Origin of the sequence: Crateriforma conspicua (assembly GCF_007752935.1) — a bacterium.
GTDB classification, from domain to species: domain Bacteria; phylum Planctomycetota; class Planctomycetia; order Pirellulales; family Pirellulaceae; genus Crateriforma; species Crateriforma conspicua.
In genome coordinates this window covers 4,061,886-4,087,576 of sequence record NZ_CP036319.1, presented here as the reverse complement: position 1 = coordinate 4,087,576, position 25,691 = coordinate 4,061,886, and the positions used below count along the sequence as shown (strand labels likewise).

Below are 25,691 nucleotides of genomic sequence, written 5' to 3'. Positions count from 1 at the left end.
GTGCCCGGGATCCTGATAGGTCAGTGCCAGACTTTCGGAGACGATCGACTTCAGACGTTGGTAGTGCTGCAATTTCCTGGCTCTGGCCGGCTTAGGACCACGACGTCGGCGTTTGCGTGTCAGATGCGTCCGACGGAGTGGACGTATTAATCGTTTGTGATGTTTGCTGCGTTGAACGTCATCGCCGTTCCGCTTGATTCCTGGTTCTTTTCTCCGGTCGCGACGATCCGAAGCACGTGATAGTCCTGCTTCAGGTTTTGTCGTTCGTAACCCGTAACGTCGAACCGATCACGTTCGCTGTAAAGGTCAAACTGTCCCTGCGGTTTGCCATCCAGTTCGATGTCAACGATTCCCAAGTCAGCACTCTGCACACATTTGTACTCGACCCCCGTGCCGTAAAAATGGATTTCGACGGCGTAACCGGGGTTTGCGCGGAACTTGTAGTACGACGCCAGATATGCATGCGGACTCTTGATCTTCTGGAAAAGGTTTGGCGTTCTTGCAAAGATCACGTCGCCCACTTCCGCGTCGTACGCGTCGTAGCGTTTCATTTCTTCCGGCGTACCAAACGTCAGCGGGATCTCCTTCCCGTTCGGATCGCGCAGCGTCAGCAACGGCACTTTCGGCAGTCGCTGAATCGTTCGTAAGACATTGCTCCAGGATCGGCCATCATCGGTCGAACGATAGATGCCATCGACAGTCGGTGCGAAGAACACAGAATCGTCGCCGTCACCGCTTGAGAACGCCGGACCGCTATACAGCCATTTCCCTCTCAGACCAAAGTGGCTCCACGACCTGCCGGCGTCTTGCGATCGGAATACACCTTCGCCAAAGGTGGATGCGAACAGAGTTTGGTCGTCGGCATAGCGCGGCGAGAAGGTCAGGTTGTCGATGTACTTGCCGTCAAGTCCCAGTTTGGTCGGCTCGAACGTTTGCCCCTCGTCGATCGATCGGTGTAACCGTCCGCCGGCGTCCATGGAATAGACCAATCCGTCTTCATCAAAGTCGGGCGAGACGAAAAGTTTCTGTGATCCGATTGGAGAAACCTGTGTCCACGATTCGCCGGCGTCTTCGGATCGAAAGATGCCCTGTGCCGTGGCAGCGAAAACCAGCTTTTGTTTTGATCCCTGCGGTGTGAACGCAAATCGATTGATGTAATTGTTGCTTTTCCCGATCGAAAGCTGCGAAAGTTCTTTGGTCTTGTCGTTGAATCTCCAAACGTGCTTTTCCGGTACACCTAGAATCCGTCGCGGTACTGAGAAAAGAAAGATCAGCCCATCGTCGGCAAAATCGGGTGAAACGCCCATTTTGCGATACAGCACCGGCTTGCCAATCACTTTGGCCGTATCGGCCTGCACGACGTGCGACCATGACCGGCCAGCATCCGCGGACCGATAGAGCCCGGTGGCGATGTCCAGGACAAAGATCGTCTTGTCGACTTCGTAGTTCGGCGACAGTTCCATGCCGTTGGCGAAAGCGGATGTGATGCCGATATTGGCGCTGTTCCACGTCATTCCGTTATCGTGCGAGCGATAGATCCCGCCGTTGTATGTCGCAGCAAAGACGTCACGTGACGGTTCGCCCGGCGCGGGATAGACGAAGTATCCCCACTTCGGGTTCCAAACGTTGATGTGCCGCCAAAACTTTCCGCTGTCCGTCGTCTTGTACACCCCAGTCGTCTTGCCCAGAAAGATCGTCTTGTCATTTCGGTAGTTTGGCGAAAAAGCGATCTGATTGATCAGGATGTTCACATGATGAACCCAACGACTCAGCCCGTTGGAACGCACCGTCCAATCGTCGCCACCGTTCTGTGAAAGGAAGACGAATCCTTTCGCCGTTCCACACGCGATGGTTTGGTCGTCGCTAAAATCAGGCGACATTTTCAGCTTGCAGACGAAATCATCTTTGCGCGAAAAGATTTGGGTCCACGTCTGGCATTGGTCGACCGAGCGCTGGACCGTTCCGTCCTTCAACGCAATCAGCGCGGTATGACCGTCTGCGGACACATCAAAATCGGTGATCACTTTCGACGCGAAAAGATCCCCCACTGAATCCCATTCGCCGCGATCCGTGTCCAACACGTGGACCGTTCCCGTCCGGTAGTCGACTAGATCCATCCCGTTCTTTCGTTTGGGCGTCTCGTAGAACACCTGGTGGACGAACAATCGATTTCCGACACGCTGCAGTTTTCCAAAGGTGACGTCCGATGGGGCAACGTCGTCTTGGTGCGGATAACCGTCCACCGACTGCAAGCCGTCCGACCCGATTCGGTGCAACCCGTTTCGTGTCAGCACGTAGATGCTAGTTTCGTCGTTTGCAAAGCAGATCGACAAGACTTGTTCGTCAGCGAAGTCCTTCTGTTTTTCCCAGTTTCGACCGCGATCGACGGACTTGTAGTAGCCTTGGTGAGTCACCATGTAGACGATGCCATCCGTCGAGAAATTTGGTGAGAACGTGTGGCCAGTGACCAGCGTCTGCTGCATCCCCGCGTGGGATTCTGAAAACGTTTCGCCGAAAGTGGACGACATCAAATGTGCTTCACCGAATTGCGTCGATGAGGCGAAAACCAACCCGTCGTTGTGGAACGTGGGGCTGACGTCTAGCGAATAAATGATGTCATGCGGCACGTGTGCCTGGCAGGTCACTGCAAGAAAGTGGGCAGCAAAGGCCACAAAAGTCGCGAGGCAACGTCGATTCATGATGGGCGTCGATTCATGATGGGCAAGGAGCGTTGGGCAAAGTTCTAGGCACTGTTTATCAATTCAACACGAAGGCCAATGAAGACGGTAACCCGACGCGTCAGCGAGGGATTCTTGATGAATGAATAACTTCGGCTCCTCGCTGACGCTTCGGGTTACCAATTGATAAACAGTGGCTAGTTTCAAGCTGGAAATGTCGTCAACCTGCGATTTGTAAACCAGGTGATCGGTCCTATCGCGTGTCCAAGCCAATCTTGGACCCTTTGCAAACGTCCGCTGATGTTCGCATCCGCCGCTCATCGGAATCTTGACTCCCGTACCGGATCTGCTGAGCCGGCACGTTCAGAACGACGTTTCAAATTGCCGCCTCCGATCGGCAAACGATCGCTTCGCTACGGCACCACAATTGCGATTGCCTGGTTCGTTCGCCCGAATCTTGGCACCGGCCATGCGACGATTCGTCAGTCAGTCGCCGGAACCCAATTTGGTGCATGTCCTGTACTGTTGACGTCCGTTGTTGTTTTTTTCGATCGCTTTGCAGGTTAACAAAGTTCCGCTTCACGACATCATCTACTGGCGACACGACTCGCGACGACCAGGAACGTTCAGACTGCCATGATCCAATTCTTCTGCATTTTTGCTGCGATGACCGCGCTGGACGCTGCGGACCAGCGCCCTAACGTCATCGTGGTGATGGCGGACGACATCAGTGCTCGCGACTTTCCGATCTACGGTTCGACCACATGCTATGGCCAGCCTGCTGTCACTCCGGTCATCGATCGCTTGGCAAGCGAAGGCTGCTACATCAACACTGCTTGGTCATCCACCGTTTGCATGCCCACCCGTGCAATGGTGATGAGCGGTCGATACGCACATTTGACGAAATGGTGGGACAATGGCGAGTTCGGGAAATCCAAACGCGGTGGGATCTATCCGGTCGCTGATAGCTCGCCGTTGACGATCGGGCAGTTGGCCAAGCAAGCCGGTTACCGATCGATTTGGGTCGGTAAGACGCACGTCACGACCGGTTCAAGTTACACGCGATTCGGTTTTGATGAAGGAGTTTTCACGCCGGGTGAACCTGAGGTTCGCGGCACGAGCCCGTTCGATCACTTTCGAAACCTAAAGAACAAGGAATTCTGGAATTCGGATTCATTTCTGTGGTGGCCGGAAGTGCAAGTCGCGAATCACCCCGACCATCCCGGCACGTCGTTCACGTGGCAGGAAACCGCAATCAGCGATTACGGACCTGACGTTGAAATGGATCACATCCTGGAATTCATGGAGCGATCCCAACAGCAGGGCAAACCGTTTTTCGTCTACCACACCTCACACTTGGGCCATCAAGCCGTCGACATGGCCAGCCCGCGACACAACATGACTTGGCCCGGGACACCCCGATTGACCTGGAACGCCGACACGAGAACGTACACGCGTCACCGACCGAAGATCACGGCCAATGGCCCGACTGACAGGCTAAGTACGACCTATGAAAAGGAGAACATCACACCGGATGAACTGAAGTTTCAGATCGAGTATCTGGATTTCCAATTGTGGCAGTACCTTGAGAAACTCGAGCAGATCGGCGAGTTGGAAAACACCGTCGTCATTTTTACTTCAGACAACGGTACCAAAGGCTGGAAGGCCTCAGTCGAAAAGCAACGTAGTCTGCACGTCCCTCTCATCATTTACGCTCCCGGACAGCCGCAGTTCGTTCAAGGCAAGCAGGACATTCTTTCCGATCTGTCCGACCTGCTGCCAACACTGGCCGAAATTATGGGGGCGGACCTGCCGTCTTTCGATGAATATGAATTGAACGGCACCAGCCTGTGGCCGTATCTGACGAAACAAACACCCGATCATCGCGATTGGATCTACGCCTACAAGGGAAACCGCCAGATGGTCCGCGGCCACCTCTTGCTACGCGATGGAAAAGGCGACTGGTGGGACTGCAGTGACCTTCCACACGACATGGATTCCTTTCCGCCCATCGAGAACTTGGACACTCTCTCACCGCCGCAGCAAACGGAAAAAGCGATGATCGATGAGGTCTTGAAACGATTTGCCCGCACCGACGTCGGTGGTTCGCATTCGTTTCACGAAGATCCATCACGTCGATTGACTGAAAGCGAAAAACAGAAGATGCGTCTGAAACAAGAAAAGTTAGAAAAGCATCTCATGAAATTTGAGTAGTGGGCCTACTCATTCATTCATGCATCCGTTTGTCGTTGGCCCGAATCTGGTTCCGCCGGAAACGTTCTGGGCCCCATGCCGACGGAATCCCGCTTAATCTACCCTCGGGTCAATCAATGCAACGAAGTCACTTTGTCAACAGTCTTGTGGTTCTGGCATCGTTCAGCCAATTCATTTGCGGAGTTCACGCAGACCAAGTCGCCCCCGCGACGATTCAGCTCTCGATCAATCCCAATCGCCAACACGCGTTGTCGCAGGATCTCTACGGCGCGAACAACGAGTGCATCTTTCGTCCCGTTTGGTTCGACCATCCCGCCTATGTCGCTCGATACAACGAAGCGGGCAAACCGTTTTTTCGGTTCCCAGGCGGTACCGGATCAAATTTCTATAACCCGTCCACGGGCTATTTTGACGACGATTCCCCGTCCACGCGTGATTACTCCGGCCACAATGCGCGAATTCATAAGTTCACCGACGGCGCGGGCCGCGTTCCCGATCAGTACCTGAAGTGGGTAAAACAAAACGACGTGGCATACAGTCTTGTATTGAATGTGTGCACCCAAACGTTTGAACAGAATCGAGCTTGGATCGAACGCCTTGGACGCGAAGGCCACCAAGTCGCTCGAATCGAAATCGGCAACGAAGTCTTCTACGACAATTACAAGTGGGCGTTCTCATTCGCGACCGAGTACGTGCAGCGCGCCGAAAGAATCACCGCCGTGATTCGCAAAGAACTGCCGGATACAGAAATCGGAGTTCTGGTTCCAACTCACGTGTACCAGGATCTTGATTTTCTGACGGATAAGCGATCTGCCAGAGCCGACCACCCCTACGGCTGGATCAAAGAACTAAAGGGAAAAGAGTTTTTTGACGCCATTGTCATGCATATGTATTCGTTGACCGAAATGAGCAGCCAAACAGAACCGGAGGAATTTATCCCCTATCTGGAAGGCTACCATCAATGCGACGATTATCTGTCGCTGCGATTTGATAAGACGCTGGCCGATGTCAACCGACTGTTTCCCGATAAGAACATTTGGATGACCGAGTATGGCGTCGGTGGTTTCGGCGGCACGCTCAAGCAGTACAAACTGCGTGATGCGCACCTGGGAGCACTTCACGCCGACGTGATGCTGATGCGGTTCATCAACCATCCTTCGGTGACGGTCGCACATTGGCATTCGTTCCAGCACTTCTTTGATTTCACAGGTGGCGTGCAGGGGATCGGTGAACACCCGCACCTGCCGTACTTGCATTTCAGCTTGTTCAAAGATGCGATTCGCCAATCCGATTCCGTCCACGCCGTAATTGTCGACGGGGCAGAAGATGACGTCGATGCCACGGTGATGATGAAAGATTCAGCTGGATACTTGATCATCGCCAATCGTCTTGGCAACGTCTACAAGATTAAGCAGCCCGTCGTCATGGCCAACAACAATGTCGTGCGATTGAAAGATGTTTTGCAGTTGAGCCATCTCGATGGCCAACCACTGGCAGTATCCGCACAGAACCTTGAGCGTTGTGAATCCACTACTTGGATCGCAAAGCCAAATCAATCCATCGTGTTGCCACCCTACTCAATCACTCGAATCAAGTTTAGTTCCCGCCAATAGTGGCGGTCCGTGTTTGGCTCGCAATATCCCGCTGATCGGTTCTTCCCTTCAACCACGACGACCTCTGCCGAGGAATTCCAATGCACCGAGTTTTGTTGTTATTGATAGCTGTGGCGTTTGCGAATCATGCCGCTGCCAAGGAACCTGTCACGAACGGGCTGGACCAGTACGGCGGCACGACTGCCATCAAAGGGAAGGCCACTGGATTCTTTCACATTGAACAGATTGACGGACGCAATTGGTTCATCACCCCTGATGGCAACGGGTTTTTTGCGGTCGCACTGAGCCACATGCTGTCCGGGGAAAGCGATCTTGCCTGCCGGAATGTCTACGATGGGGACGCCGATGCTTGGCTGAAAGGTTCATTTGCAAAGGCACGCGAGATGGGATTCAACTGTGCTCTGGGAAGTGCGACCAGCCCGGAACGGAATCTGAACGGGTTCGTTGACGTCGAGAAAGCAGAGACGCTTTTCCGGAAAGCCAACTTTCCCTTCTCCGTGGGTGTGATCTTGTTGAAGCACCCCTGGGAGTTTGTCGACGGCGAAACGCTGCCGGACATCTTTCATCCTGACTACGAGCAACTGATTCGCTCTCGCGCAGCACAAGTGTGTACACGCTACAAAGACGATCCATTGTGCATGGGCTATTACTACGGTTTCGGGGCGTTCAACAAATCCGACGAATGGGTCAATCATCACTTCTCGCTGCCGCCTGGAAGTCCTGGCCGCGAGGTGCTTTGTGATCTGTTGATCCAGCGATACCAGGGCGATGCCGAAAATTTCAACGGGGTCTACGGCACGTCACTGAAAGACATGGCGGAGCTGAAGTCGACCCATTGTCTGACGTACGATAAACAGTATGAACGCCGCAATTTTCCGATTTTCGGCAAGTCCTTGGATGAACGAAAGCTGGCGGATTTTGAAGCAATCGTCTCTCACATGTGCGTTTCGCTATACAAACTGGGGCACTCTGCGATTCGGCGATTCGATACCAATCACTTGATCCTTGGCTCGTTCATCAAAGAATGGGCTTTGTCGATGGATTCTTGGAAAAAGGCGGCACCGTACGTGGACATGATCGCCCCGCAGCACGTCAACGAGTTCATTTCGGTCAACGAAATTGGCAAAGCGACCGGTTTGCCAATCATCTTTTCCGATGAGTATTTTGGCTTCCACTATCCGGGTGGAAAGGGCAGTTTGCACGCCGGATTGATGTCGCACGATGCACGGGCCGAAGTGTATGCCGCGAACCTGATGCGGCACTTCAAAGATCCGCAGGTCTTGGGCGTTACCTATTGTGCTTGCATGTACGACCAGGGCGGAAACACGTTGGCCAAGAACAATCAGAACGGATTTTACTCACTCCGTGGCGAGCCCAGAGAGACGTTGATTGAGACCGTCACGAAGATGAATCGTTCGGTCTACGAGCATGCCAGGAACCCCGCCTCGCCGGATGAACTGAATCAACTTCATGAAATCTTGTTCGACAAGTGGAAGGAGCACAGCGTCAGAAAGGGGCGGTAGTGAAGTGTTGGTCCACGACTGACCGTCCCATTTTTGCGATTGAGAATGCAATGCATTGCTTTGACCCCCATCCGCCAGGCCATCGGAGATCAAATTCATGAAGAACGTTCTGCCCTTTCTACTTGCCACTTTTCTGTGCGTTCCGTGTTTCGCTCAGCAAGCAACTGGCTACATCCATGTTGAACAGATCGATGGTGTTTGGTGGTTTGTGAACGCTGAGGGGGGGAAGTTTGTCAGCATCGGCGTCAATCACATTGAACCGCACCTGTGGCTGGCTCCCTACAACAAATCAGCCACGCTGAAAAAGTATGGGACCGACATGGTTGATGCCGATGGCCATTTCAATACCCATGGTGATGCGGCTCAAAAGTGGATCAACGCTCAGGTCGAAGTGTCGCAATGTCTTGGCTTCAATACCTTTGGTAAACATACGCATCCGGCCATCGATCCTCGGCTGTACCAACAGCAGATTTACTACATCGCGTCGCTCGATACGGCCCCGCTGGCCGGTTGGCAACAACGTCGCGGACGTGGCCCGCGACCTGATGTGTTTTCGGCCGACTTCCGCGCGTCCGTCGAAAGACGCGTCGAGCAGGTCACCACGCTCCATCAGGATCAACGCAACTTGATCGGCTATCTGTACACCGACGTGCCCAGTTGGGTCATGGGGCGTGCCGAGCAGGCGGAGCAGAACGATACGACCATGATCTATCCGTGGATCAATGCGATCCTTCCGCTCGGCGAATCGTCGCCGGGGAAACGAAAGTGGCTGGAACACTTGGCTTCCCGATACCCGGACGTTGAAGCCGCTGCGAAAGCATGGGGGATGCCGATCAGTCCCACGTACGGGATCTCATGGGACGAACTGGCTCGTCAGGTGGACTGGACCAATCCGAACGACGTGGGATCTGCCAAGAAGGACATGGCGTCATTCATGCCGATCATCGCCAAGCAGTGGTACGCCATTCACGAAGAGATCATTCGCAGGCACGACCCGAATCATCTGATTCTTGGCGACAAAAACATGGTGATGTGGCACCACGACTTTGTTTTGCCGGCGATCAAAGAGCACGTCGACGTCGTCTGTGTGCAAGCTTATGGGCCTTGGGAAAGAGACAAACAGCTGACGGACATGATTTACCAGGCAACTGGCAAGCCAATCTTCAACGGCGACGGTTGTTTCGGCTACGCGGGTTCCAACCAGCAACAGTGGGGTGTGAAAGGTTTCCGCACGGGGGCAACATCTGTGGAAGAAGTCGCCTCGCTCTACGAAGGCATGCTGCGAGGCATGATGTCCACACCGTACTACATCGGTTGGCATCACTGTGGCTATCTGGAACAGTGGGATGCCGCCGAACGCGGCGACTCACCGCGCAATGAAAATGGATTCCTTGATCCCTTTGAACAGCCGCACAAACAATGGACGGATGTTCTTCAGCAGGTCAACCATCAAGCGGCAAAATTGCACGAGTCGGCGCGATAATTCATTCGCCGCACCCGCAATGCTTCGCCGCGCCGCGATCCTTTTCTTCGGAAGCCAAAACGGTATCTACCGTTTTGGCGACTTTGAAAACGCCGCACGCTCGACCATCAAGCGGTAAATCCAAAATGCGATATCGGCTATAAGAGAAACGTCGTTTTTCGACGTAGTCGGGGCGACACGATTTGAACGTGCGACCTTCTGGTCCCAAACCAGACGCTCTGCCAGGCTGAGCTACGCCCCGATGCGGCGTGTGAGCGAGAATAATACACGCTGCGGCAATCGGCCACCATCCCATTGTCAGGCCGCCGGAGCCCGCTTTTTTACGGTCTGGGCGGATCGACCCGGCTTTGCGGTTCGTCGGAGTGTGGAAAGAACGGTCGTGAGCAGGCGTGCACCGTTTTCGGGGCATCCCCCGATGCGCGTGCACAGGCGAAACGTGCGACAATCGTTGGACGAATCCGATGAAGAATCGTTCGATGTCGGCGGAATCCGGTGACGACCGTTTGTCGCCCTGCTAAAGTCGATCCTGAAGCGGCGTGGCATTCGTGCTCGCGAGGGCATTGTCGGCCAAGTCGCATTCTGGGTGGGACCCAAACGAACCGGATCTACGCCGTGTGCTTGCCGCAAGGATGCCACGGGCGTTTCGCATGGCTGCTAGGGGCAACCGGGGTGATGCCTCGGCAGTCCGAGGCTCCTGGGAATCGAATGATTCACGGTGCCGTCCAATCCTAACCTGCTTTTCCACTGAACCCTGTTCTATTGCCAGTCGTTCTGCTTGCGGGCACCGGGAAACGATCCAGCGACACGATTCGACGCTGGTGTTTTCACAATGCCCGACATCGGAACACGTCTTCGCCGCTTGGGAGTGCTTCGTCGTGCGAAACTTTTTGAAAGTTGCCAGCTTTGTCGTGCTGAATTTGGGGTGCGTTTCGTTCTCGGTCGCTGACGAACAGGCCGTCCGGCAAGTCATTGCCGACTACGCCGCCGCCTTCAACGATCATCACATTGATCGTATTTCCGAACTGTGGTCCGCCGACGGCATACTGGTGGATCGAACAACGGGAGAACGAATCACCGGTCGTGATGCGATCGTTCAAGATCTGCGGCAAGTGTTTCGCACGCATCCAAACACGCGGATTTTTGGATCGATCGATCGTGTCCGCTTCATCAAACCCGACATCGCTCGGGTCAGTGGATCGGTGCGTGTGAGCGCCCCGGGCAATACGACAGAAGAAGTCACGGATTTCTCGGCCTTGGTTGTCCAGCAACAAACGCATTGGGTGATCGACACGATCGAAGAATCGCAACCAGCGGTTCCCGCGTCACCCGGCGAAGCCTTGGCCGATTTGAAAGACTTGATCGGACGTTGGGTTGATGAGGCCGATGGTGGTCAAATCGTCAACGAGTTTCGGTACACCGACGGCGGCAATTTTGTGACCCGCACGTTCCACTTTGTTCGCGAAGGCGACGTGGTTCGTCGTGGCACGCAAGTCATCGGCTGGGATCCTCGCAGCGGCGAGATTCGCGGATGGACGTTCAACACCGATGGAAGTTTCGGTGACAGCGTCTGGCAGCAAGCCGATGGAAAGTGGTTGATCAAGTCCACACAGACCTTGGCTGATGGCCGTGCGGCATCGGGCACATTTGTTTTGAAGGCAGTTTCGGATGACGAGATGACCATGGAGCTGGTCGGACACGAGATTGAAGGCGAGCCACAGCCCGCCGGAGTCTCGGTGACGTTACGTCGCGTTGCACCGGAGGACGCCGAGTCGGGTGAGACTTCTGCGGCTGATAACGCATCGGCTCAGTGACGCCCGTCCCACGTAATGTCCGGAGAATGAACATGAATCGAAAACAGACTTGGATCCGTGTGGCGCTGGCAATCGCAGCGATGCTGTTGTTGCAGGCCAATGACGTCATGGCGCGTGGCGGATTCCGCGGCGGTGGTGGTGGCGGAGGAATGCGGGGCGGTGGCGGAATGCGAGCCGGGGGCGGCATGTCACGGCCCAGCATGCCGGCGTCACGACCCAGTTCGCGGCCCAGCATGCCCAGTTCGCGGCCCAGCATGCCCAGTTCGCGGCCCAGTATGCCCAGTCTGGGCGGCGGATCATCGCGTCCGTCATTCAATCGTCCGTCCACCGGGATGCCGTCGGTCAGTCGCCCATCGGTCAGTCGTCCGTCGACACGACCGGGCGTGAGTTTGCCTTCCAGTCGGCCTTCGAATCGTCCGTCCATCGATCGCCCCACGACGCTGCCGTCGCGTCCGTCGACCGGATCGCGTCCGTCGACTCGCCCCAGCATGCCCAGCCTGGGCGGTGGAAGCGGCAACCGACCTGGTTCGGGCAATCGGCCCAACATCGATCTGCCCAATCGGCCCGGATCGGGATCGGGCAATCGACCCGACCGGCCCACGTTGCCGAATCGCCCCGGCGGATCGACTCGGCCCGGTGGCGGAGATCGGCCGAACATTGATTTGCCCGGCCGACCGGGCGGCGGCAGTCGACCTGGCGTCGGTGACCGTCCGTCGTCGGGTGACCTCGGCGATTTTCTGGGAATCAACAAGCCGATTCGGCCCGCCCCCATGCCCAGTTTGCCGAACCGTCCGGGTGGTGGCGATCGTCCCAACTTGCCGAATCGACCCGGTGGCGGTGACCGCCCCGAACGTCCGAATCTGCCCGATCGACCCGGCGGCGACCGCCCGAATATTGGCGACCGGCCTGGCTTTGCGGATCGTCCCAATGTCGGCGACCGGCCCAACATTGGCGACCGACCCGGGATTGGCAATCGGCCGGGTGTTGGTGCGGGGATCGGTGCCGGAATAGGCGCAGGCATCGGTGCGGGTATTGGCAACCGACCGAACTTTGGTGACGTCAATTTTGGCGACATCAATATCGGCAACAGCGTGATCAACAACCGCCCGACTTGGGCCAACATTGATCGCAACCAGATCAACCGGATCAACAACCGCTGGGGCAATCAGATCGGCGGTCTGCACGGTTACTATGGTCGGCATCCCAATCGTGTGGCCTACTGGAACCGATGGGGCGTGGGCGTGCGTGGTCACTGGCACTATCACCGGTACCGGAACTGTTTCGGCCCGACGTGGTGGCGTCGACACCCGCATGGTTTCTGTGGATGGCACTACCACTATCGGTTCCGCTACTTTCCGACTTATTACTGGTGGACAGTCCCGACCTTTACCGCGTGCACCAGTTGGTTCACTTGGTCCGCGCCGACGCAGGTCTGGAGCCGGCCGGTTTACTATGACTATGGTCAGGGCGGAAACGTCACGTACCAGAACAACAACGTCTACATCGACGGCGAACAAGTGGCGACCGCGGACGAGTATGCCCAAAGTGCCGCCGTATTGGCCACCGTCGAACCGCCCAAGGATGAAGAACAGGCGGAGGAAGCCGAATGGATGCCGCTGGGGACGTTCGCCGTCAGCAGTGATGATGACGATGTGGATCCCAGTCGCGTGGTCCAGTTGGCGGTCAATAAGGACGGTGTGATCAGCGGCACGTTGTACAACAGCCAAACCGACCAGGCCGATACGATTCAGGGTCAAGTCGACAAGGAAACCCAGCGTGTGGCTTTCCGTGTCGGTGAGAGCGAAGACATCGTGGTCGAAACGGGGCTGTACAACTTGACCAAAGACGATGTGCCGATCTTGGTCCATTACGGAACGGAGAAATCCGAACCTTGGATGCTGGTACGAATGGATGCACCGGAGGACGGCGAAGGCGATGCCGACCAGGATTCAGCCGACGGCTCCGCAAACCACAGCGGCGAATCCGACCAAGAATGAATCGATAGGGGACGCCCTGCCCGTCGCTGCGGTGGCGGGCCGTGGAAGTGACTGGTCCGCGGATCAGGTTTCAATCCATCTTGGTTGCGGTCATTCGTCCGACCGATTGACAGTTCAGCCGCCAAGCCGATCCGGTTTGGCGGTTTTTTTACGCGCATCCTGGTGGGAGATTGACCAATGCGGCGGTCTTTTGAAACTTGGAACGGCTCTGGCACGTTGCTTGCACTCGCCTCCGCAGCAGACACCGTACCAAACGACGACGCGGCGGCATTGTGATTCGATCGGTGCCTATACGTTTGTGAACTCCCCGCCTTGAATGCGTGGTCGCTTGGCCTAGAACAAGTTCACAGGCCGTTGACGACGAACCGTTTGCAGAATCGCGGTGGCGGGAGCGGAACGTCGACGATGGATGCATCGAGCCGGCCGATCCGCGGTGAAAGCCCCGGTGGCGGTTCCGATGTCAGGAATAACTCATGCAGGAATGCAGGCGATGAGCCTTTTGGATCCCGAACGTTCACTAAAAATTACTCTGATCAGCCTTCACGGGCTGATTCGTGCGAAAAATCCCGAGTTGGGTCGAGACGCCGATACGGGCGGGCAAATCAAGTACGTCCTGGAATTGGCTCGAGAGTTATCTCGCCACGAGCGTGTCCGCGAAGTCGAGTTGCTGACGCGTCAAATCATCGATCCAAACATCGACGACGAATACGCGCAGTTGGAGGAACCGATCAGCGAGAACGCCAAGATCGTCCGCATTCCTTTCGGTCCCAAACGGTATCTGCGAAAGGAGGCGTTGTGGCCTTACATCGAAATGTTCGTCGACCAAACGCTGTCGCACTTTCGGCGTTCGGGATTGCCTGACATCATTCACGGCCACTATGCCGATGCCGGCTTGGCCGGTGCTCAACTGGCGCGACTGGTTCACGTCCCCTACATCTTCACCGGGCACTCACTGGGACGGGTGAAGAAACAACGGCTGTCGTTGGGCAAATCATCGCCGGAAACTTTGGAGCGCAAGTACAAGTTTGTGTTGCGTACCGAGGCGGAGGAGATTGCGCTGGAAACTGCTGCGATGGTGGTGACCAGTACGAACCAGGAGGTTCAAGATCAGTACGAGCTGTATGACCATTATCAGCCGTCGCGGATGGAAGTGATTCCGCCGGGGGTTGATCTGGATTCGTTTTCGCCGCCGGGTTCTGACTACGCGGTTCCCGAAGGTTTGAAGTCGATTGATCGATTCCTGACCGATCCGTCAAAGCCCATGATTTTGGCGATGGCGCGTCCGGACGAACGTAAGAATTTGACCAAGCTGGTGGAGGTGTACGGCAACAGCGAACAGCTGCGCGAAGTGGCCAACTTGGTGATGGTGATGGGAACCCGCGATGACATGCGGACGTTACCCAAGGGCCAGCGTCACGTGTTGGAAGACGTCATGTACCTGATCGACAAGTACGACTTGTACGGCAGTGTGGCGTACCCGAAGCAGCACCAGCCGGACGATGTTCCCGACTTGTACCGGATGGCGACACGATCCAAAGGCGTCTTCATCAACCCGGCGCTGACCGAACCGTTCGGTTTGACTTTGTTGGAAGCCGGCGCAACGGGGCTTCCGATCGTTGCGACGAACGACGGTGGTCCTCGTGACATCATCGCCAACTGTGACAACGGTTTGTTGGTCGATCCGATGGACGACGAAGCCATCGAGCATGCTTTGCTGCGTGCGTTGACCGAACCGGACCAATGGGAAACATGGTCCAAGGCGGGCATTCACGGGACGCGCAAACATTATTCCTGGTCCAATCATGCGGACCGTTATCTTCGTGACCTGGATGACATTCTGCAGGATTCCCCTGCCCCGACGTTGGTGACCGCACCACGGTTAAAACGGCTGCCGGAATTCGATCGTTTGATCGTGACGGACCTGGACAACACGTTGACCGGCGACGACGAGGCCTTGGCGGAATTTGCGCAACTGATCCGCGACAACGACCATATCGGTTTCGGGATCGCGACCGGCCGCCGGTTGGACACGGCGTTGGAACTGATCGACCAGCTGGGATTGCCGCGGCCGGACGTTTTAGACACCGATTCCGGGACACAGTTGCATTACGGTACGTCGTTGACGCCGGACCGCAGCTGGCAAAAACAGATCGGCTATGCGTGGAAACCGGACGAGGTTCATCGGGTTCTGGATGACCAGCCGGGATTCTTTCTGCAAGAAGATTGCCACCAGTCGCAGTTCAAAATCAGTTACGAAATCGACGCCAAAGTTGCGCCGAACACGTCGGAAATCAAAAAGCTGCTTCGCGAATCCGGGGTGCGTGCTAAGGTTGTTTTGTCGCTGGGGATGTACCTGGACATCATCCCCGTGCGGGGCGGCAGCGATCTGTCCATGCGGCACTTGCTTTGGAAGTGGGGTTTTTCACCCGATAACGTGCTGGTTGCGGGAGATTCCGGCAACGACGCGGGAATGCTGTTGGGCCGTACTTTAGGCGTCGTTGTAGGTAACTACAGTAGCGAGCTGGAACGGCTGCGCAAGCGACCGCGGGTCTACTTTGCCGAGGCGTGCCACGCGGCGGGCATCTTGGAAGGCATTCGGTACTATCAGTTTCTAGACAACATCGTGATTCCTAATGATCGGATCGATCCAGCACCGAGCAACGACTAATGGACGAGCCGGCGCGTCGGACGGGGTCAGATTTGAGGCGGAATTATCCCTAAAACGCTTGATGCCGCGATTGCAGCAACATTGGGAAGATGCCCAAGTTGATGAAACGCTGCGTCACGAGTTCGAAGTCCGTTTGAACGAACACTGGTCGGACTTGTTCGAGTTGTTGTTCGACTTGTACGGCACGCGCTACGACTTCTTCTATCACCTTGAACAGATTCTGTTGACCACGGCGGATGCTTGGATCCACCGTCCGGAATCGCTGCGCCGCTTGGACCGTCACCGTGTGTTGGAACCGGACTGGTTCGCATCGCAGAAGGTGGTGGGTGGCGCGTTGTATGTCGACTTGTTCAGCGAAAATCTTGGCAAGTTGCGAGAGTCGATCGACTACTTCAAGCAACTCGGGCTGACGTATCTGCACCTGATGCCGTTGTTTGCGGTCCGTCCCGGTGACAATGACGGCGGTTATGCGATCAGCAATTATCGCAGCGTGGATCCGCGACTGGGGACGATCGACGACTTGAGGTTGCTGGCTGATGCCCTGCGTGAAGCCGGGATCACCTTGGTTTTGGATTTCGTCTTCAACCACACCTCCGACGATCACCAATGGGCGCAGCAGGCCCAGGCCGGAGACCGAGAGTATCAACAGTTCTATTACATTTTCCCCGATCGCACGCTGCCGGATCAATACGAACAGACATTGCGCGAGATCTTTCCGACCGTCCGCCGCGGCAACTTCACGTGGCACGACGGAATGCGGCAATGGGTGTGGACGACCTTCAACAGCTTTCAGTGGGATTTGAACTACAGCAATCCCGCCGTATTCCGCGCAATGGCTGAGGAGATGTTCTTCATCGCCGATACCGGCGTCGACATCTTGCGTTTGGACGCGGTGGCGTTCATTTGGAAGGAAATGGGCACCAGTTGTGAAAACCTGCCCAAGGCTCACAAGTTGATCCAGGCGTTCAATCGTCTGGCACGGATCGCGACGCCGGGAATGGTGTTCAAGTCCGAAGCGATCGTGCATCCGGATGATGTGGTGCGTTACATCAGTCCCGAAGAGTGCCAGATTTCTTACAACCCAACGCTGATGGCATTGTTGTGGGAATCGTTGGCCACCCGTGAATGTCGCTTGTTGGTCAAATCGCTAAGTCACCGACATCGTTTGCCCCCGGACACGGCTTGGGTGAATTACCTGCGGTGCCATGACGATATCGGTTGGACGTTCGATGATGCCGACGCGGCGCAGATCGGTATCAACGCGTATGATCACCGCCAATTCTTGAATCGGTTCTATACCGGACAGTTCAAAGGTTCCTTTGCGCGTGGCGTTCCGTTCCAGGAAAACCTGGACACCGGCGATATGCGAATTGCGGGAACGTTGGCTTCGTTGGCTGGGTTGGAAAAAGCCATTGAGGAGGATGACGAGGAGGGCAAGGACCTGGCGATCAAGCGGATGCTGTTGCTGCAAGGCATCACGCTAAGCATTGGCGGAATTCCGCTGATCTATCTGGGCGAAGAATGGGCGATGCTGAACGATTACGAGTTCGTCAAAGACCCGGCCAAGGCGGGGGACACGCGATGGGTTCACCGACCCAAGATGCAGTGGGAATTCTTGGCGGAACTGGACGATAGTTTGGAGGCGTCGGGCGGATCGATTCGCCGTCGTGTGTTCCTGTCTTTGCAACGCATGATTGCGGCCCGAAAATCGTTGCGGGCATTGGCCGGACAAGCGATGGAACTGGTCAATGTGAACAACACGCATGTGCTGAGCTTTGTACGGCACTGTGACAGTCACCGGTTGATCGTGCTGGCGAACTTTTCCGAACAACCGCAGACCGTCAGCGGCAATCTATTGCGGACCGCGGGGATCGGACGCTTCTTCGAAGACGCGATCAGCGGCCAAACCATCGGCACCAGCCACGACATCCACTTGGATGGTTATCAACTGATGTGGTTGAAACGCGTTTGACGCGGAAACCGTTGTAAGGATTGCCTTTGCCCAAGTGCGACCGGTCCAGCCGTGGGCGTTGTGTCTTTAGCCGACCGTGGGACCGACCGGATCATGTTTGGCAACCGCCGGCGGCTTCGTTTGTGTGCGGCTGTCGTGTTGTTGTCCGCGACGATGGATCCACGACACCGAAGCGGTCGCGATGATTGCCGCCGCACCCAGATCCAGTGAACTTGGCGCGACCGCACCCTCGTTCGGTCCCGGCAGATCTGCGTCTTGTGGGATCAGCCACTGGAAGCGACGCAGGACGGCGTCCAGTTCCTCGTTTTGACTGTCACCAGACGCCCCGCTCAGATCATCCGCCAGCCCAAGGGTTGTCAGCAAGCTGACCAGTCCGCTGTTGTTCGATGGCTGGATTTCGGTGTCCATCGGGCGATCGGATGGTGGATCACGGAAACGCCATGGGTTGTCGGTGGCAACGGCCAGAATGTCGGACGTTTCGCGGCCGGACTGCGAAACACCGATGCCGACGTCGTCGCGCAAGAAGGTTTGTGTGGCGGATTCTTGTGTCGGCTGGGTGGGTGAGTTCGAAAGGGTGTCCCAAGCCAAAGCGTTGTCGCGCATCAACGCGTCGATGGCACCGATCTGCTGTTCTGCGTGGTCGGCGTCCGGGGATAGCTGGTGCGATACCAACATGATCGCGTCGGATTCAGTAGACGCCAGCAAACCGTCTTCGGACAAGGATTCGTCCGATTGGTTGTCAATCGAATCGTCAACACTCGTTTGCAGTTGCTGACGGTCGTCACTGTTGATCGAAGATTCGAGTGTGGCATCCACGTCTGTGGCGGTGTCGTCGGTCACGACCGCGACGGTGCGATCTCCATCTTTGGCAACCGAGTCGATCGTGGATTCGATCTCCGGTGCAACATTGCGTTTCGCTACAGCAGTGGATGATTCACCTTCCGCTTGGCGGCTGAGACTACCGTTGCCATCTCGGTTGCCTGCGGCAGCTTGGGACAACAGCGAAAGCGGTTCGGATGGTGCTTGGCTGTCGTGCAGGATGCCGGATGTCAAATCGCTGGACACCAGGTCGATCGTCGACGACGTGGCTGATGAGGAATTCGAAAGGCCGTCACCGAAGGTTTGGATGATCACGACGTCAATGATCAAACGGACATTGGATGACGGTGTGATGGTGGAGACGGCGTGATTGCGTGCCGACGAGGTGTCGGGCTGTGTTGCAAAAGGCAACGCAAGGGGGACCGAATAGCTGAACGAACGAACGGATGTTCGCGTGGAATCGCGGTCTTGGTCCTGCGGACGCTGGCGTGAACTGGCGTCGCGCTGGTGGATGACTTGGCTGGGGTTCAGACGCGTCGCCTGGTGCATTTCGCCCTGTGCCGAGGCAATCTGGCGAGGCTGTGAATCAGAATCCGGTGCGGATATCGAGCCGACAAAATTTAGGCCGTTTTCAATCGGGCCCAGGGACGCTGCGAGCAATTCGCGACGTTCCAGTCGTTCCACACGCAAGGGACGTTGTCGGCGGGACGCGGATTGTGACATGCGAGTCATCTTCATCGTGACGCAACCTCCTGCAGCGAACGTCGGAAACGCACCAAGTCGGCCTGTGAGTCTTCGCTGCTGCCCGTCAATCGGACGACGTCGTTCTGGGTGTCGACCGCGCGAATCAGCGTGGTGCGGGCCGCGCGGGTTTGGCCGATCTTGGCTTGGATAAGTCCCAGATTCACCAGCAATCGTGCCAGTTCATTTTGCGTCGCGGGGTCATCGGGGGATCGTTTGGCAAGTTCGGTTTGAATCTGAACCGCATGGCGAACCGCGTCGGCGGCTTCGGCGTCGCGGCCGATTTCCTGCAACACCAAACCGCTTTGATTCCAACACGCGACCAATTCACGGTCGTCGGTATCGGTGTCGGCAAAGTGTGGTGCCAAAGCCTCAAGCATCGTTCGGGCCCGGACGAAGTGGCGGTACGCATCGACCGGTCGTCCCGCACGCGAACAGGCCGATCCCAGCATGCCCAGTGCGACCGCGTGTTGGTAAGCCAAGTTGCGATCACCCGGGTTGGCTTTGAATTGATCGGCGTAATGGGATGTCGCCGCCGCCAAGTGGGTGTGTGCTTGGGCGGGATCGGTTTCCAATAACACACGCCCAAGATTGCAGCGTATCGATGCGCGCAGATCGGCTGCGGTGGATGGCGAGACGGACTTTGGGGGGCTTGCCGTCAATGATTCGGGATCGTCCACGATACCGTCGATGGCCATTTGAAAAGCACGACGGGCTTCGGTGATTCGGTTTTGTCGTGCCAGCAGACAACCGAAGTTGTTCCACGTTCGGGCTTGGTGCCGCTGAGCGGTACTTTGCAATCCATCAGTGTCGGCGGCGGCCGATTCGATCACGGTTTGCTGGTTTTCGATCGCGTCGGTGAAGTACCGGGCCGCCTGGGCGGTGTGCCCCAGTTGAGCCAGGGATTCGGCAAGGTTGTTTTGGCAGACCGACCATTGCAAACGCGTGCGGGGGTCAGCCGGATCTTGCTGGACCAACGCCATGTAGGTGTCGCAGGCATGACGAAAGTCTTCGGCGGCAAGTTCGGGACGCCCGAGTTCCATTTGAAAGCGGCCGATCTTGGCTTGGGTTTCCGCCAAGTCGCTTTGTCGAAGCGAATCGCGTTGGGCTTCGGCCACAAACCGTCGATAATAGTTGATGGTTTGATCCAGCAAACGTCGCCTTGCACCGGAGGCTTCGGGGACGTCCGCCAGCATGTCCGCCATCTGTGTTCCCAAGCTGTCGACGGCGATGCGTGACAGGTTTTCAAAGCGATTGGAACGGCGTCGGTGGTCTTCGGCGATCTGTTTCTGCGTCGTGATGATGGCGATGCCGGCCGCCATGGCGATGAAGATCAAGCAGGCGGCGGCAATGGACCCGACGAAGGCACGCCGGTGCCGGGACGCCAAGCGAATCATCTTGTCGCCCAATGACGGCGGGCGAGCGATGGTCGGTTGGCTGGCCACGACGCGTCGCAGATCATCGGCGAAGTCGCCCGCGGTGTCATAGCGCTGGTCACGCTGGACCGACATGGCTTTCTGCAAAACGGTGTTCAAGTCGCGTGGCAATTCCGGACGCCGGAGACGGACCGAAGCGATCGGCTTGGCATTGGTGGCGGTCCAGCGAGACGTCGGCGAAATCCCTTGATGGATGTCTTCGCCGGTCAGCATTTCATACAGCGTCGCGGCCAGCGAAAAAATATCGCTGCGTCCGTCGACCAGTGCGGTCATGCCACACGCCTGTTCCGGGCTCATGTATTTGGCCGTACCGACGATGTCGCCGGTTTGGGTCAAAGACGGGTTGGTCGCATACTGGGCCAGGCCAAAGTCGGTGATCCAAAGTTTTTGACGCGAATCGATGATCAGGTTGGACGGTTTGACGTCCCGATGAACCACGCCACATTGATGAGCGGACTGGAGTGCGTCGGCGATATCGGCGATCGCGCTGACGTTCCATCGCCAATCGGGATTGATTGACCGATCGCCGATTCGTTCTTCCACCGACGGACCGTCGATCAGCGGCATGGCGTAGTAATGAATGCCTCGCTGGCATCCGACGGCGTAGACCGGAACGATATTGGGGTGTTGCAATTGTCCCGCGGCTTCGGCCTCATTTTGGAAGCGGCGTAATCGCTTTTCATTCAGCGTCGATGTCCACGGCAACAGTTTGACGGCCACCACCCGATTCAATGATTCCTGCAACGCTTCATAAACGATGCCCATACCGCCGCGGCCGATCGGTCGGATCAGACGAAAGTCGTCCAAGTGGCTGGGTGCGGCCAGATCCGACAGATGGCTGTCGGTTCCGACCAGGCACTGTTGAAGGTGCTTCAATCCGTCGACACATCGTTGCAGCGGAGCCAGTAAGGCGGGGTCATCGGCCACCATCGTCCGGGTGTCTACGGATTTCCCCGACTCGATCGCCGACAGATATTGTTCCAACAACAACGACAGCCGGTGCTGTTGGTCTTCGTTCAATCCGTCCAGCGCGTCGCTGGGGTGCATCGACGCCGAGCCCACCGGGGTCCGCGATTCCGGCGGGGGCGAATCGATGGACCGCGGGGCGGCCGATTCGCCGTTGGGCGACGGCGATCCGGTCGGCTGGTCGTCGAGCGTTTGTGACGACGACAAGTGCGGCGACGATTTGGGGGGAATGGATTCGATCATCAAGCCTTCGTCGTGGGGGTGACAAGTCGTTGATTTGATTTAGCGGCGACGCCGTATTCGTCCAGGGACCGCGAGCGCCGAAACGGCATCGGCGTTCAAAACGCTGGTGAATCACAAACGGTTTTGAATCGTTCGATGGCACGGACCCACAACATGCGGACGGTGCCCGGTTTACGGCCCATCCGCTGTGCGATGTCGTCGAATGACAGCCCTTCCAAATTTCGGTACACGATGACTTGGCGATAATCGGGTTTCAGCCGGTCCAGTTGCTGGGTCAGCCGCAGCGCGATCTCTTTGCGGCCTGCGTCGCGGCTGGGGGTATCGCCGGCGGCGGCCAGCACGTTGATCAGCCCGATCGGTCCGTCACCACTGACGTCGATCTGTGGATCCAAGCGAACTTCTCGGCGGACGTCGCGTTTTTGCGCCAACACGTGAGCTTCGACGGCGTGGCTGACACAGTTGCAAAGGATTTGGCGTAGCCAGGTCAGCCATTCGCCTTCGCTGTTGCCGCGAAAGCTGGGGAAGTCGCGATGGGCGGCCAGCATGGTTTCTTGCACCAGGTCCGACGGATTCAGCCGGGGGCGGAGTCGCTGGTCCAATCGGGTGGCCGCCAGGACGCTTAGGTAGCCGCGATACAGTTGCAGTAATGCTCCCAGCGAATCCGCGTCGCCGCGGCGAACGCGGCCGATCAGCTGGGGAACCGAGACGGCGGTGTCGGACGATTCGTCGGGCGAAAGCGTCGGCATGGTGTCGGTGACCGTTGGCAGAGAAGGAGGAGAAGACGATCGGGCCGGCCTGGAACGCATATTACGCCCGCCGGAACCTGAAAGTCATCCGATTGATTGCACGGCAGCGTCTCGCCGCCCCGTCAAACCCAGTGCTTCTCTTGTAAGGCCGATTCGATTCAGAATTTGTGACACTCGCGGGACACTTTCGCCCAAGAAAGTTGCGAAATGAGCGTCAAAGTGGCGCCGGCAGTGGCGAATTGGGCATTCGCTTTCCCCGAACGTTTCGGATGCGGGCGAGTGAATCGGCGGATCCGAAGTCGCCTTTCGCCCCGCGAAGGTAGCGCACCGCCCCTGCCTTTCCCGGGAATCAATCCTCAAGCCCCGACTCTCCCCGTTTGGGAGAGGAAAGAACGCATCCAGCGACGATCCATCAACGAATCGATTCTTCGGGCAACCCCGATTGGATTCCCTGATCGATCGGCATCGAATCGGGTTTGCCGTCGCTGTGCAGCTTGATCAGCCGGTCCAATTCCGCCCGCAACTTCACCGCGGTGTCGGCATGTGCGGGGTCATTGATCAGGTTGACCGATTCCTGCGGATCCGCCTGCAAGTCATACAGTTCGGCCATGTGTCGATCGGGTGTGCCGTCGCCGTGCGGGTAACGAATGTATTTCCAGCGATCGGTGCGCAGTGCACGCACATTGGGCGTGTAAGGAAACTGATGTTCGTAGTTGTATTCGTAGTAATAGCTGTCCCGCCAATCCGAATCGTTGCCTTGTGCAAGCTGTTTCCAGCTTTGGCCGTGGACATGATCCAGAGGTTTGGCGTCGCACACATCCAAGATCGTCGGCGCGAAATCGATGGTGGACACCAGTTGTTCGACAACCTTCGGCTGATCGGTCGGCGTCAGACCGGGATATCGAACCACCAATGGGATGCGAATCGACGGTTCGTGTCCGGTCCGCTTATCGACCATGCCGTGTTCGCCTTCCAACAGACCGTTGTCGGAGGTGTAGATGATCAGTGTGTTGTCCAGTTCGCCGCGTTCTTTCAGAAAGTCATAGATCACGCCGACGCTGTCATCGACCGACAACAGCGTGCCCCAATAGGCGCGGACCATGTTGGCAAAGTCTTCCACCGCTTCGGGGCTGCGATCGGGGAAGTCTTTTCGCCAGTCGAAAAGCGGGCCATAGATGCCGTGCCAGGTGTCCAGACGTTTCTTGAACCACGCCGGTTTGTCGTCCAGCATGAATGCCGTGCGCGGGTACTGGACGTCGACGCTGTCAAAGGCGTCTTCGTACTTGGGTTCGGGAAAGTAGAAACTGTGCGGCGCTTTGTGGCCCAGCATCAGCATCCATGGTTTGTCACCGTCACGTTCCCCGATCCAATCGGTCGCCATTTCAGTGACCACGTGGGTGTAATACCCGGGGACGACGCGTCGGTCGTTGCCGTTGAAGTTGAACGTCGTGTCGAAGTATTGGCCTTGGCCTTTGTGAGTGACAAAGTGATCAAAGCCGGGGCGAGGGTTATCGTTCTTTTCGCCCATGTGCCACTTGCCGACGTAGGCGGTTTCGTAGCCTTCCTGCTGCAATCGCATCGGAAAGCTGACCATGTCGGCCGGATACTCGGTGAAGTTGTTCGAAACGCCGTGCGTGTGGGCGTACAACCCGCTAAGGATCGAAGCGCGGCTGGGTGAACACAGACTGGTCGTGCAAAAGTGATTCTTGAACAACAAGCCTTCGCCGGCCAAGCGGTCGATGTGGGGCGTTTTCAGGTGGGGATGCCCCATGCACGAAAGCGCGTTGTAACGCTGGTCATCGGTCAGGATGAACAGGACGTTGGGGCGTTGAGGATCGGAGTGATCGTCGGCTTGCAGGGAAGGACCGCGCAGAATCGCGGCGGCCATCAAGCCGCAAACCAATAGCAATTCGCAGCGTCCCCAAGGGGAACGTGGCGCATGGCGAAGCGTCGTTGTCATCGATGTAGACCATGAAAGGTGGGGCGTTAGGAAAGAGCCCACAATCTAGCCGATAATCGGTCCAGCAATGACGGTCTGGGCAGACGTGTCGCAAGAGTTTTCGACCGGTCGGTGCGGCGATGAGTGACCGCGACCGATGGAGTATCGCCGCGGTGATGAGGGATGACCCAAAGCCGGGTGTTGCCGCGCGAGTTGATCCGAGCCGGGATGATCAGGCGGATCGCTTTCCTAGTGGATCGCTTCGTAGATCTTCGGGACCGTGTTTTGTGAACTGTATGTGTGAACGCGGTTGGTCGGTTTCCGGTCCAGCGTTTCCAGCGGCAACTTGGCGGCGCACCAGCCCAAGATGCTGGCTTTCATGTTCTTGGCTTTGATGCCTTTGTCGATCAGCTTGGCGGCGTAACGATCGCTGCGGTAACCGGACGTGCAATAAGCGATGACGGTCGTGCCGGCAAACTTTTCCTGCTGGGCTTCGAACTGTTTGACGGTGATCGCACCGGGGATCACCGACACCTCAGTTTCTTCGGGGCTGCGGGCATCCACCAAAACAAACGCGGGATCCGGTGTCGGCATTTCCTGTTTCTTGGCGCTGTCGACCTGCTTCTGGTGCTGCTGCTGCATCTTGCGGACTTGGGCCACGCTGATTTCGGGCACACTGACGCGTCGGGCCAGAAGTCCGCCCAGCTGTGCGTGTGCGGGCGAAACCGAACCGAGGGTGAATGCCGACGCAAAGCACGCCGACGCCACGCAGGCAACGATGAACGCGTATTTCATGAACAGTTGAGACGAGGGAAACAAGGAAGCGGATCGACCGTGAAAAG

General features: G+C 56.9%; 14 protein-coding genes and 1 tRNA gene. 8 read left to right on the top strand and 7 right to left on the bottom strand.

Going from position 1 to position 25,691, the window contains the following annotated elements:
* Positions 1-146: 146 nt before the first annotated feature.
* Positions 147-2,699 (bottom strand): sialidase family protein, encoded by a 2,553-nt coding sequence (locus Mal65_RS14930; RefSeq protein ID WP_145299120.1) that lies wholly within the window; start codon positions 2,697-2,699, stop codon positions 147-149.
* A gap of 615 nt (positions 2,700-3,314) precedes the next feature.
* Here Mal65_RS14930 and Mal65_RS14925 point away from each other — a divergent pair.
* The 4 genes from Mal65_RS14925 to Mal65_RS14910 all read left to right on the top strand — a co-directional run bounded on the left by Mal65_RS14925 (position 3,315) and on the right by Mal65_RS14910 (position 9,511).
* Positions 3,315-4,892 carry a sulfatase-like hydrolase/transferase gene (locus Mal65_RS14925; protein ID WP_145299117.1) on the top strand — a complete coding sequence of 526 codons (1,578 nt, stop codon included), beginning with the start codon at positions 3,315-3,317 and terminating at the stop codon, positions 4,890-4,892.
* A gap of 116 nt (positions 4,893-5,008) precedes the next feature.
* Positions 5,009-6,505, top strand: a complete 1,497-nt coding sequence (locus Mal65_RS14920) for a hypothetical protein (RefSeq protein ID WP_145299114.1) — start codon at positions 5,009-5,011, stop codon at positions 6,503-6,505.
* A gap of 80 nt (positions 6,506-6,585) precedes the next feature.
* Positions 6,586-8,028, top strand: coding sequence for a hypothetical protein (locus Mal65_RS14915; protein WP_145299111.1), 1,443 nt, complete (start codon positions 6,586-6,588; stop codon positions 8,026-8,028).
* A gap of 97 nt (positions 8,029-8,125) precedes the next feature.
* Positions 8,126-9,511: a glycoside hydrolase 5 family protein gene (locus Mal65_RS14910; RefSeq protein WP_145299108.1), complete on the top strand. Its 1,386-nt coding sequence runs from the start codon at positions 8,126-8,128 to the stop codon at positions 9,509-9,511.
* A 167-nt stretch (positions 9,512-9,678) separates the two neighbouring features.
* On the opposite strand, the gene Mal65_RS14905 is transcribed toward Mal65_RS14910, so the two are convergent.
* Positions 9,679-9,752: transfer RNA gene (locus Mal65_RS14905), tRNA-Pro, on the bottom strand.
* A gap of 634 nt (positions 9,753-10,386) precedes the next feature.
* On the opposite strand from Mal65_RS14905, the gene Mal65_RS14900 reads away from it, so the two are divergent.
* The 4 genes from Mal65_RS14900 (at position 10,387) to Mal65_RS14885 (ending at position 17,959) form a co-directional block, all read left to right on the top strand.
* Entirely contained in the window at positions 10,387-11,322 is a 936-nt protein-coding gene (locus Mal65_RS14900; protein WP_165701292.1) for an SgcJ/EcaC family oxidoreductase, read from the top strand.
* 32 nt (positions 11,323-11,354) lie between these two features.
* Positions 11,355-13,319, top strand: a complete 1,965-nt coding sequence (locus tag Mal65_RS14895; protein ID WP_196784187.1) for a hypothetical protein — start codon at positions 11,355-11,357, stop codon at positions 13,317-13,319.
* Positions 13,320-13,809: 490 nt separating this feature from the next.
* Complete coding sequence (locus Mal65_RS14890) at positions 13,810-15,987, top strand: HAD-IIB family hydrolase (protein ID WP_145299099.1); 2,178 nt, start codon at positions 13,810-13,812, stop codon at positions 15,985-15,987.
* A gap of 61 nt (positions 15,988-16,048) precedes the next feature.
* Positions 16,049-17,959 (top strand): alpha-amylase family glycosyl hydrolase, encoded by a 1,911-nt coding sequence (locus tag Mal65_RS14885; protein ID WP_231131142.1) that lies wholly within the window; start codon positions 16,049-16,051, stop codon positions 17,957-17,959.
* A 66-nt stretch (positions 17,960-18,025) separates the two neighbouring features.
* Here the strand turns inward: Mal65_RS14885 and Mal65_RS14880 are convergent, their stop codons facing one another.
* From Mal65_RS14880 to Mal65_RS14860, 5 genes are all read right to left on the bottom strand, one after another.
* The gene (locus tag Mal65_RS14880; protein WP_165701291.1) at positions 18,026-19,516 is read right to left on the bottom strand and encodes a hypothetical protein; all 1,491 of its coding nucleotides are present in this window, start codon (positions 19,514-19,516) and stop codon (positions 18,026-18,028) included.
* Complete coding sequence (locus Mal65_RS14875) at positions 19,513-22,164, bottom strand: serine/threonine-protein kinase (RefSeq protein ID WP_145299090.1); 2,652 nt, start codon at positions 22,162-22,164, stop codon at positions 19,513-19,515. The genes Mal65_RS14880 and Mal65_RS14875 overlap by 4 nt, the downstream gene beginning before the upstream one ends.
* Before the next feature lie 95 nt (positions 22,165-22,259).
* The gene (locus tag Mal65_RS14870) at positions 22,260-22,910 is read right to left on the bottom strand and encodes a sigma-70 family RNA polymerase sigma factor (protein ID WP_145299087.1); all 651 of its coding nucleotides are present in this window, start codon (positions 22,908-22,910) and stop codon (positions 22,260-22,262) included.
* A gap of 412 nt (positions 22,911-23,322) precedes the next feature.
* Positions 23,323-24,798 (bottom strand): sulfatase family protein, encoded by a 1,476-nt coding sequence (locus Mal65_RS14865; RefSeq protein ID WP_145304943.1) that lies wholly within the window; start codon positions 24,796-24,798, stop codon positions 23,323-23,325.
* 300 nt (positions 24,799-25,098) lie between these two features.
* The gene (locus Mal65_RS14860) at positions 25,099-25,668 is read right to left on the bottom strand and encodes a rhodanese-like domain-containing protein (RefSeq protein ID WP_165701290.1); all 570 of its coding nucleotides are present in this window, start codon (positions 25,666-25,668) and stop codon (positions 25,099-25,101) included.
* Positions 25,669-25,691: the final 23 nt, after the last annotated feature.

Bases quoted from the DNA above. Each gene is read 5' to 3' on its own strand.
- Mal65_RS14870 (WP_145299087.1), bottom strand. From the start codon at position 22,910: ATGCCGACGCTTTCGCCCGACGAATCGTCCGACACCGCCGTCTCGGTT.
- Mal65_RS14925 (WP_145299117.1), top strand. From the start codon at position 3,315: ATGATCCAATTCTTCTGCATTTTTGCTGCGATGACCGCGCTGGACGCT.
- Mal65_RS14930 (WP_145299120.1), bottom strand. From the start codon at position 2,699: ATGAATCGACGTTGCCTCGCGACTTTTGTGGCCTTTGCTGCCCACTTT.
- Mal65_RS14910 (WP_145299108.1), top strand. From the start codon at position 8,126: ATGAAGAACGTTCTGCCCTTTCTACTTGCCACTTTTCTGTGCGTTCCG.
- Mal65_RS14890 (WP_145299099.1), top strand. From the start codon at position 13,810: ATGAGCCTTTTGGATCCCGAACGTTCACTAAAAATTACTCTGATCAGC.
- Mal65_RS14920 (WP_145299114.1), top strand. From the start codon at position 5,009: ATGCAACGAAGTCACTTTGTCAACAGTCTTGTGGTTCTGGCATCGTTC.
- Mal65_RS14880 (WP_165701291.1), bottom strand. From the start codon at position 19,516: ATGAAGATGACTCGCATGTCACAATCCGCGTCCCGCCGACAACGTCCC.
- Mal65_RS14915 (WP_145299111.1), top strand. From the start codon at position 6,586: ATGCACCGAGTTTTGTTGTTATTGATAGCTGTGGCGTTTGCGAATCAT.
- Mal65_RS14865 (WP_145304943.1), bottom strand. From the start codon at position 24,798: ATGGCCGCCGCGATTCTGCGCGGTCCTTCCCTGCAAGCCGACGATCAC.
- Mal65_RS14895 (WP_196784187.1), top strand. From the start codon at position 11,355: ATGAATCGAAAACAGACTTGGATCCGTGTGGCGCTGGCAATCGCAGCG.
- Mal65_RS14875 (WP_145299090.1), bottom strand. From the start codon at position 22,164: ATGATCGAATCCATTCCCCCCAAATCGTCGCCGCACTTGTCGTCGTCA.
- Mal65_RS14885 (WP_231131142.1), top strand. From the start codon at position 16,049: ATGCCGCGATTGCAGCAACATTGGGAAGATGCCCAAGTTGATGAAACG.